At 74.3% G+C, this 7,965-nt stretch carries 7 protein-coding genes and 1 pseudogene; 2 read left to right on the top strand and 6 right to left on the bottom strand.

From position 1 onward, the window contains the following. The coding region (locus tag MFF42_RS12145) for an ATP-binding cassette domain-containing protein (RefSeq protein WP_238255975.1) at positions 1-597 on the bottom strand (597 nt) is incomplete at its 3' end. Further along, positions 594-1,289: an ABC transporter permease gene (locus MFF42_RS12140; protein WP_238255974.1), complete on the bottom strand. Its 696-nt coding sequence runs from the start codon at positions 1,287-1,289 to the stop codon at positions 594-596. The genes MFF42_RS12140 and MFF42_RS12145, both read right to left, overlap by 4 nt. Positions 1,290-1,377: 88 nt before the next feature. On the opposite strand from MFF42_RS12140, the gene MFF42_RS12135 reads away from it, so the two are divergent. Beyond that, on the top strand, positions 1,378-2,427 hold the full coding sequence (locus tag MFF42_RS12135) for a substrate-binding domain-containing protein (RefSeq protein ID WP_238255973.1): 1,050 nt from the start codon (positions 1,378-1,380) through the stop codon (positions 2,425-2,427). A 99-nt stretch (positions 2,428-2,526) separates the two neighbouring features. On the opposite strand, the gene MFF42_RS12130 is transcribed toward MFF42_RS12135, so the two are convergent. The 4 genes from MFF42_RS12130 to MFF42_RS12115 are packed head-to-tail and all read right to left on the bottom strand — an operon-like array spanning position 2,527 to position 7,378. Next, positions 2,527-3,777, bottom strand: a complete 1,251-nt coding sequence (locus MFF42_RS12130) for a molybdopterin molybdotransferase MoeA (protein WP_238255972.1) — start codon at positions 3,775-3,777, stop codon at positions 2,527-2,529. Positions 3,778-3,780: 3 nt separating this feature from the next. Continuing rightward, a complete protein-coding gene (gene mobB, locus MFF42_RS12125) occupies positions 3,781-4,317 on the bottom strand; it encodes a molybdopterin-guanine dinucleotide biosynthesis protein B (RefSeq protein ID WP_238255971.1) in 537 nt (178 codons plus the stop codon). After that, a complete protein-coding gene (locus MFF42_RS12120) occupies positions 4,314-6,290 on the bottom strand; it encodes a molybdopterin biosynthesis protein (protein ID WP_238255970.1) in 1,977 nt (658 codons plus the stop codon). Before MFF42_RS12120 ends, mobB begins: the two co-directional genes overlap by 4 nt. Next, positions 6,287-7,378: a molybdopterin-binding protein gene (locus MFF42_RS12115; RefSeq protein WP_238255969.1), complete on the bottom strand. Its 1,092-nt coding sequence runs from the start codon at positions 7,376-7,378 to the stop codon at positions 6,287-6,289. Before MFF42_RS12115 ends, MFF42_RS12120 begins: the two co-directional genes overlap by 4 nt. A gap of 225 nt (positions 7,379-7,603) precedes the next feature. Here MFF42_RS12115 and MFF42_RS12110 point away from each other — a divergent pair. After that, positions 7,604-7,965, top strand: a pseudogene (locus MFF42_RS12110) (hypothetical protein); the annotation flags it as partial.

Raw genomic sequence — 7,965 nt, 5'->3', positions numbered from 1 at the left:
GGCGAGCACCACGGTCTCGTCGGCGAGCCGGGCGACCTGCCCGAGATTGTGCGAGACGAGGAGCACGGCGGTGCCGGCCCGCGCCATCTCGGCCACCAAGCTCTCGATGGACTCGGTCGCGGCGGGGTCGAGGCTCGCGGTCGGCTCGTCGAGGAGGAGAAGGCCGGGCCGCATGGCCCAGGCGCGGGCGAGGGCAAGGCGCTGCTGCTCGCCGCCCGAGAACCGGGTCGCCGCGTCGTCCGCCCGCTCCGACAGGCCGACGCGGGCGAGCGCCGCCGCGATCCGCTCGGCCCGCGCGCGGCGGGGCAGCTTGAGCGGGACGAGGCCGAGGGCGACGTTGGCGGCGGCGCTGGCGCGCACCAGGGCGGGGCGCTGGAAGACGAAGGCGCGGGGGCCGGGCGCGAGGCGCACCGTTCCGGAATCGGGCCGCAGCAAGCCGTCGATCACCCGCAGCGTCACGCTCTTGCCCGCGCCGTTGGGGCCGACCAGGGCCGTGATGCCGGACGCGGCAACGTCGAGGCTGAGCCGGTCGAGGATCGTCCGCCCGCCGAGGGTCAGGCCGACGCCGTCGAGGCGGATGGCGGGGGCGGCGCTCATCCGTAGGCCCTGGCCGCGTGTCCGCGCAGCAGCGCGGCGGCCGCGTTCACGGCCAGCACGAGGCCCATCAGCACGGCGCCGAGCGCCAGGGCGAGGCTGAGGTCGCCCTTCTGCGTCTCCAGCGAGATCGCCGTGGTCATGGTGCGGGTATGTCCGTCGATGTTGCCGCCGACGACGAGCACCGCGCCGATCTCCGAGATCGCCCGGCCGAAGGCGGCGAGCGCCGCGGTGAACAGCGAGAAGCGCGCGTCGTAGATCAGCACGCCGGCCCGCCGCGGCGCGGAGAGCCGCAGGGAGCGGAGCTGCTCGCCGAGATGCGCCTCGGCGTCGGCGATGACCTGACGCGTGAGCGCCGCGACGAGGGGCGTCGCCAGCACGGCCTGCGCCGCCACCATGGCGGCGGGGGTGAACAGCAGCCCGAGCGCCCCGAGCGGACCCGAGCGCGACAGGGCGAGATAGAGGATCAGGCCGACGATCACCGGCGGCAGGCCCATGAAGGTGTTGAGCAGCCCGACCAGGGCGTCGCGCCCCGGAAACCGCGCCACCGCGATCAGGGCACCGAGCGGAATGCCGAGAAGAAGCCCGATGCCGACCGCCGTGAGGCTGACGCGCAGGGACAGCCACGCAATCGCCAGGACATCCCGGTCGAGCGTCCACAAGCGAAAGAACGTCTCCTGAAAGGCTTGGCTCACGCGGTGGACTCGCGGGCATACGGGGCTGCGCGGGGCTTGCCGGGATGATACGCCACGAGGTGCAAGATCAATAGGAAAGGCCGTGCATATGGCCGTCGAGATTGTGCCCGGTTCCCCCCAGGTCCTCTCGGAGCCGGGTCGTCTGAACGTGCGTCTCCAGGTCGAGGGCCGCTGCGAGGGCGCGCCCTCCTTCGCGCTCCGGGGAGCCCACGCTCTCCTCGACGCGCTCGGCCGGTCGGGCTCGCTTCAGGGGGCGGCCGAGCGCCTCTCGATCTCCTACCGCTCCGCCTGGGGCCAGCTCGAAGCGCTCGAACAGGCGCTTGGACGGCCGGTCGTCGTGAAGACCAAGGGGCACGGCACCGACCTCACTACCTTCGGCACGGCGCTGCTCGCGCTGCTCGCGGCGTCGTGGAACCGCCTCGCACCGGCGCTCGCGGCGGAGGAACTGGCGCTGACCGAGGGGCTGCGGCGGCTGCTGGAGCCGGCGGACGCCCGGATCCGGCTGGCTGCGAGCCACGATCCGCTGTTGCTGGAGGCGGTCGAGGCGCGGCGGGAGATCGACCTGATGGTGGCGGGCAGCCTCGACGCCCTGGCGCGGTTGCGCGACGGCTCCGTCGATGCCGCGGGCTTCCATTACGGATCGGACGGTCCGCCCCCGGCCCCCTTCGACGCCGTCTTCGCCGACCGCGATCTGATCGTCGCGCCGCTGTTTCGCCGGGAGCAGGGCTTGATGCTGGCGGCCGGCAATCCGCTCAGGCTCGAAACGGTCGCCGACATCGCCGCGCGGCAGGCCCGCTTCGTCAACCGTCAGCGCGGCGCCGGCACCCGGATCTGGTTCGAGCGGCTCTGCGCCGAGGCGGGTCTCGCGCCGGAGGCCATCGTCGGCCATCACACGGAGGAGTTCACCCACCAGGCGGTGGCGGCCTTGATCGCCACGGGTGCGGCCGATGTCGGCATGGGCACCCGCTCCGTCGCCGAGCGCTTCGCCCTCGACTACCGTCCCCTGGGTTGGGAGATCTACTTTCTCGCCGTGCGCGCGAGCCTCGGTACGCCGCGCCTCGCAGACTTCCGCGACGACCTGCGGGATCGGGCTGGCCGCGCCTCGGGCTACGCGGCGCCTGATGACGTGCGGGGGTAGGCTCGTCCGACGGGTCGCGCGGAAGGAGGAGGCCCGCAGAGGGTCGATAGGGGACCGTCCCGAACCTCACGAACTGTCCGGCTCCGACCCCGAATCCGCCTACCACAGCAGCGCGTGCGGGTAGTAGGCCAGCGTGTCGCCGGGCGCGAGGCTGGTCGCGTCGTCGGGCAGTTCGACGAGGCCGTCGCTCTCGGTGAGCGAGGTCAGCACGCCCGCCCCGTCGCGCGGGAATTTTCGGGCTTCGAGGTCGCCCTCGGCGGTGCGGAGGAGGCTCACGCGGACGAACTCGCGGCGGCCCGCCTTCTTGCGGTAGGCGAAACCCGCCCGCACCGGCCAGGACAGCGGCGGCGCGTAGAGCGCGCCGCCCAGCCGGGCCAGGAGCGGGCGCACCACGAAGAGCAGCGTGACGTAGACCGCGACCGGATTGCCCGGCAGGCCGATGAAGGGCGTGCCCGCCACCAGCCCCGCCGCGACCGGGCGGCCGGGCTTGATCGCGAGGCGCCAGAGCATCAGCCGTCCCTGCGCCTCGACGGCGGCCTTCACGTGGTCCTCTTCTCCGGTCGAGACGCCGCCGGAGGTGAGGATCAGGTCGTGGTCCCGCGCGGCCTCGGCGAGGCGGGCCGACAGGGTAGCGGGATCGTCGCGCAGGATGCCGAGATCGTCCACTGCGACTCCGAGACGGGTGAGCAGGCTGACGAGCAGCACGCGGTTCGAGTCGTGGATCGCGCCGGGGCGCAAGGGCGCGCCGGGCTCGCTCAACTCGTCGCCGGTGGAGAACACCGCGACCCGCAGGCGGCGGCGCACCGCGATCCGCGCATGGCCGGTGGCGGCGGCGAGCGCCAGGTCCTGCGGGCGCAGGCGCTGCCCGGCGGCGATCGCGAGACCGTCCCGGGCCAGATCCTCGCCCGCCGGCCGCGCGTTGGCGCCGCGCTTCAAACCCGGCGGAAGGGAGACGCGGTCGCCCTCGCGCCGCACGTCCTCCTGCATGAACACGGTGTCCGCGCCCGGCGGCATCGGCGCGCCGGTGAAGATGTGGATCGCCGTGCCGTGCGGCATGTCCCCGGCCGCGGCGCCGGCCGCGAGGCGGCCGCTGACCGGAAGGACGGTCTCGCCCGCCGGGGCAAGGTCGGCGAAGCGCACGGCGTAGCCGTCGACCGCGGTGTTGGCGAAGGGCGGCAGGTCGTGCGCGGCGAACACGTCCTCCGCCGCGATCCGGCCGTCGGCGAGACCGAGCGGCACCGCCTCGGTGCCGGCGATGACGGGGAAGCGCTCGGCGATCGAGGCCACCGCCTCCTCGACCCGCATCAGCTTGCCCCCGAAGGCGAAGCAGTCGTCGGTGAGCTGTGCCATCGCTCAGGATCTCTCCAGCCGGGCGAGCACCGCTTCGAGGGGTTCGGCGCGCTCGACGACGAGACCGGCGATGGCCTCGACGTCGTCGAGCCCGACCACCGGCACGCCGGCCTGCGGGAACGGCACGTCGCTGGCGATGCCGACGATGTGCGGATCCTGATCGTGCAGCGGCGGGCGGCCGTTGGCGGCGCGAAAGACTTCGAGCTTCGGATGTGCCTCGCGCTTGAAGCCCTCGACCAGGGCGAGGCCGGCCGGCGTCAGCCGCCGCAGCAAGTCGGGCAAGGTGGCCTCGGCGCCGTCGCCGACCTCGCGGATCTGGGCCCAGCGCCGAGCGGAGGAGACGATGACCTCGCTCGCTCCGGCCTGCCGGTGGACGAAGGAATCCTTGCCCGGATGATCGATGTCGAAGGCGTGGTGGGCGTGTTTCAGGGTCGCGACCCGCACGCCGCGCGCGACGAGAACGGGGATCAGGCGGGCGAGCAATGTCGTCTTGCCCGCCCCGCTCCACCCCGCCAGACCGATGACGCGCAGACCGCTCATGACTCGCCTCCGCCGGGCTCGAAGCCGAGTTCGGTCAGGGCCGCGTCGGCCTCTTGCGTGCCGAGCAGGGCCAGGAAGGCGGCGAGCGCGGGCTTCTCGCGATCCGCCACGCGATAGGCGAAGTCGTAATGCTCCTGCGCCAGGGGCAGGAAGCCGAGGCCGTACGCGTGCGCCACGCTCGCGATCGCCACGCCCCAATCGGCCCGCCCCTGCGCCACTGCCGCCGCGACGGCGTTGTGCGAGCGCGGCTGGTTCCAGAAGCCCGGCGGCCGGGCGGCGCCGATCAGGCCGTCCACGAGGAGGCGCGTGCCCGATCCGGCGTTGCGGTTGACCATGACCGAGTCCGGGTCGGCAAGGGCGGCGCCCACCGCCTCGGCGGCGCTGCGGGTCTCGAAGCGGGGATCGCCCGCCCGGAACACCACGCCCTGCAGGCGGCGCCAGCCGGGGGCCAGCGCCATGCCGGGTTCGAGGAAGGGCACGTTGTAGCGGCCGGTCTCGGGGTCGAGCAGGTGCATCGCGGCGAGGTCGCACTCGCCCCGGCGCAGGGCCGCGAGCCCCCCGGCCGAGCCGACCCAGACCGTGCGGGCGCGAAAGCCCCGCTCGGCGAGCAGCCCGACCACGCGGTCGAGCCCGACGCAGTGGCTGCCGATGACGGTGAGGTCCGGCGGCCGGACCCCGGCCCCGAGGCGCACCACCGAGACCGTCTCGCCCGCCTCGATGCCGGAGCGCGCGGCGGGGACGGCGAAGTAGCCGTCGGCCTGGGAGAAGGCGGTGACGGAGCCCGATCCCTTCGGCAGCGGCAGGGCCACGGGGCCGTCCTCGCCCTGCGCCAGGGAGGCCATGACGAATTCGGTGCGGCCGAGTTCGGAGGTCAGCCGCTGCGGCAGGCGCGCGGCAATCGCCTCTTCCTCCCGCGGCGGCAGCCCGGCGAGCGCGCGCACCAGCGGCACCACGAATTCGTGGAAGGTGAACATCGCCGAGGTCGGAAAGCCCGGCAGCACCACCACCGCCTTGCCCTCGGCCACGGCGAGGCAAAGCGGCTTGCCGGGTTTCAGCGCCACCCCGTGGACGAGGATGCCGGGCTCGCCCAGCCGCGACAGGATGCGGTGGGAGACGTCGCCCGCCCCCTTCGAGGTGCCGCCGGAGAGCACGACGAGGTCGGCCCGCGCCAGGCCGTCGCGCAGGGCCCGTTCGAGGGCGACCTCCTCGTCGCGCACGATGCCGAGCGGCACCGCTTCCCCGCCGTTCTCGGCGACGGAGGCCGCGACGATGGCGCCGTTCGAATCGTAGATCGCGCCCGGTCGCAAGGCATCGCCCGGCGCGACGAGCTCGTCGCCGGTCGAGAGCACGGCCACCCGCGGCCGGCGCAGAACCGCGATCTCGGCCAGCCCGCAGGCGGCGAGCATCCCGATCTCGCGGGCGGTCACCACCATTCCCTTGCGCAGGACGGTCTCGCCGAAGGCCATGTCGGCCCCGGCATAGCCGACGAACTGCCCCGGCCGCACCGGACTCGTCACATCGACGGCGAGGGAGTCTTCGAAGAATTCGGTCTGCTCGACCATCACCACCGCGTCGGCGCCGCGCGGGATCACCCCACCGGTGGCGATCGGCGTCGCCGTGCCGGCGGCGACGGGGAGCGCGGGGGCGGCGCCGCAGGCCAGGATCTCGCGGTTGAGGGCGAGCCTCCGGGGCCGCGCGGCGTTGGCGCCCTCGGTGTCGGCGGCGCGCAGGGCGAAGCCGTCGACTAGGGCGCGGTCGAAGGGCGGCACGTCGATGGGCGAGGCCACGTCCCGGGCGAGCACCCGGCCGAGGGACTGCGCCAGGGGCACGGTCTCAGGGGCAAGCGCCGTGTGCGGCACCGCGGCGCGGAAAGCGGCCAGCGCCTCCTCCCGGCTCATCACCGTGAGGAACTGCTCCTGCCGGGCCGCCGCGGCGAGGCGCCGGGCGAATTCCATCTCGCGATCCGCGCTCACAGCGGCACCACCTCGACCTCACTCCCCGGGGGATAGCCCTCCCGCTCCGGCGGCACCAGCACGGCGCCGTCCGCCTCGATCAACCGCCGGAGCGGCAGTTCGGCCCCGCCGAGCGGCTCGATCTCCGGACCGTGCCGGCGGACGAACACGATCTCGGAGAGCCCCACGGTGGACGTGATCTTGCGCTTGAGGGCGCCCGTGCGCGGCGCCGGCTCGACGCTGCCGGACAAAGCCGCGAGCAGCGGCCGGCCGAGCGCCAGGAAAACGGCGAGCGCGGCGTCGGGGCGTCCGGGCAGGAGCAGCACCGGCCGCCCCCCTGTCTCGCCGATCCCGGCCGTCTCGCCGGGGCGCAGGGCGAGACCGTGGACGAGCAGGCGTCCGGCCCGCGCCAACGCGTCCGCGCTGCGGTCGCTGCGGCCGAAGCCGCTGCCGCCGAGGATGAGGATCGCGTCGGCCCCATCGGCCGCGATGGCGCGAGCAATCCGTTCGGGGTCGTCGGGCACCGCGACCGTCTCCGCGGTGCCGCCCGCCCGTTCGACCAGGGCGACAAGCGTCGGCGACAGCGCATCTGCGTCTGATGCGCCCGTCACGACGACGCGAATGCGGGTGCTGCGGATCGCGACCTCGCGAAAGCCCGCGGCGGCCAGGGCGAGGAGATGGCGCGGCAGGATGCGCTCCCCCGCCGCCAGCAGGACGTCACCTGGAAGAAAATCCTCGCCCGCGGCGCGGGTGCCCTCGCCCGCTCCGACCTCGGCGACCGCACTGCGACCCTCCAGGCCCTCGACGGGCAGCACCGCGTCGGCGCCGGCGGGCAGGGACTCGCCGGCCTCGACCCAGACCGGCGCGCGCGGCAGCATCACCGGCGCGTAGGGCGAGGCGCCGCCGATCGCCGCCGACTCGACGGCGAGGCCGTCGCGCAGGGCGATAAGTTTCGGTGGAACGGGTGCGGCAACGGCCACCGCGGTCGCGGCGATGCGCCCGCTCGCGTCGTTCAGCGGGACGGTTCGCGGCGCGACCGGTGCGGCGAGGCTGCGAAGAATGGCGAGGGCCTCGGCCAACGGCGTCAGGGCAGCGGAGGAGGCGCGCATCGCTCAGCCGGCCGCGCGCGCGGACGATGCGATGCGCGGAACGGTGATGATGTGCGGGGCGCCGTCCTGTCTCATCGTCGCGATCGATGCGTCATCGCCGGTCGCGGATCAAGGTTCGGTGACGCACCCGTCCAATGCATGAGACAGAAACTCTCACCCTTCCGGGCGGACACGGCCCCGGCCTCTCGCCTATGGTCCGCCGCGACGGAGCGGAGTGGGGTGACGATGCGGGGGACGCGGATTCTCGGGGTGATCGCCGCCCTGTTGCTCGCGCTGCCGGCGACGGCGCAGATGCGCGGTCACGGCGGGCCGGTGCGGGCGCTGGCGATCACGGGCGACGGCCGGCTCGCGGTCTCCGGCGGGTTCGATCAGGCGGCGATCATCTGGGGCCTCGACACCGGCGCGGCGCTGAGCGTCCTGCGCTTTCACGACGGCGCGGTGAATGCGGTCGCGGTCCTCCCCGACGGGCGCTTCGCCAGCGCCTCCGAGGACGGGCGCATCGCGCTGTGGCGATTGGGCCAAGCCGAGCCGGAGCGCGTCCTCGAAGGCCATGCCGGCCCGGTCGCCGGGCTCGCCGTCTCGCCGGA

The organism is Methylorubrum podarium (assembly GCF_022179745.1).
GTDB classification, from domain to species: Bacteria; Pseudomonadota; Alphaproteobacteria; order Rhizobiales; family Beijerinckiaceae; genus Methylobacterium; species Methylobacterium podarium.
This window is presented reverse-complemented; position numbering and strand designations above follow the sequence as displayed.

Excerpts from the sequence above, each read along its gene's own strand:
- MFF42_RS12135 (WP_238255973.1), top strand. The coding sequence starts at position 1,378 with ATGGCCGTCGAGATTGTGCCCGGTTCCCCCCAGGTCCTCTCGGAGCCG.
- MFF42_RS12130 (WP_238255972.1), bottom strand. The coding sequence starts at position 3,777 with ATGGCACAGCTCACCGACGACTGCTTCGCCTTCGGGGGCAAGCTGATG.
- mobB (WP_238255971.1), bottom strand. The coding sequence starts at position 4,317 with ATGAGCGGTCTGCGCGTCATCGGTCTGGCGGGGTGGAGCGGGGCGGGC.
- MFF42_RS12115 (WP_238255969.1), bottom strand. The coding sequence starts at position 7,378 with ATGCGCGCCTCCTCCGCTGCCCTGACGCCGTTGGCCGAGGCCCTCGCC.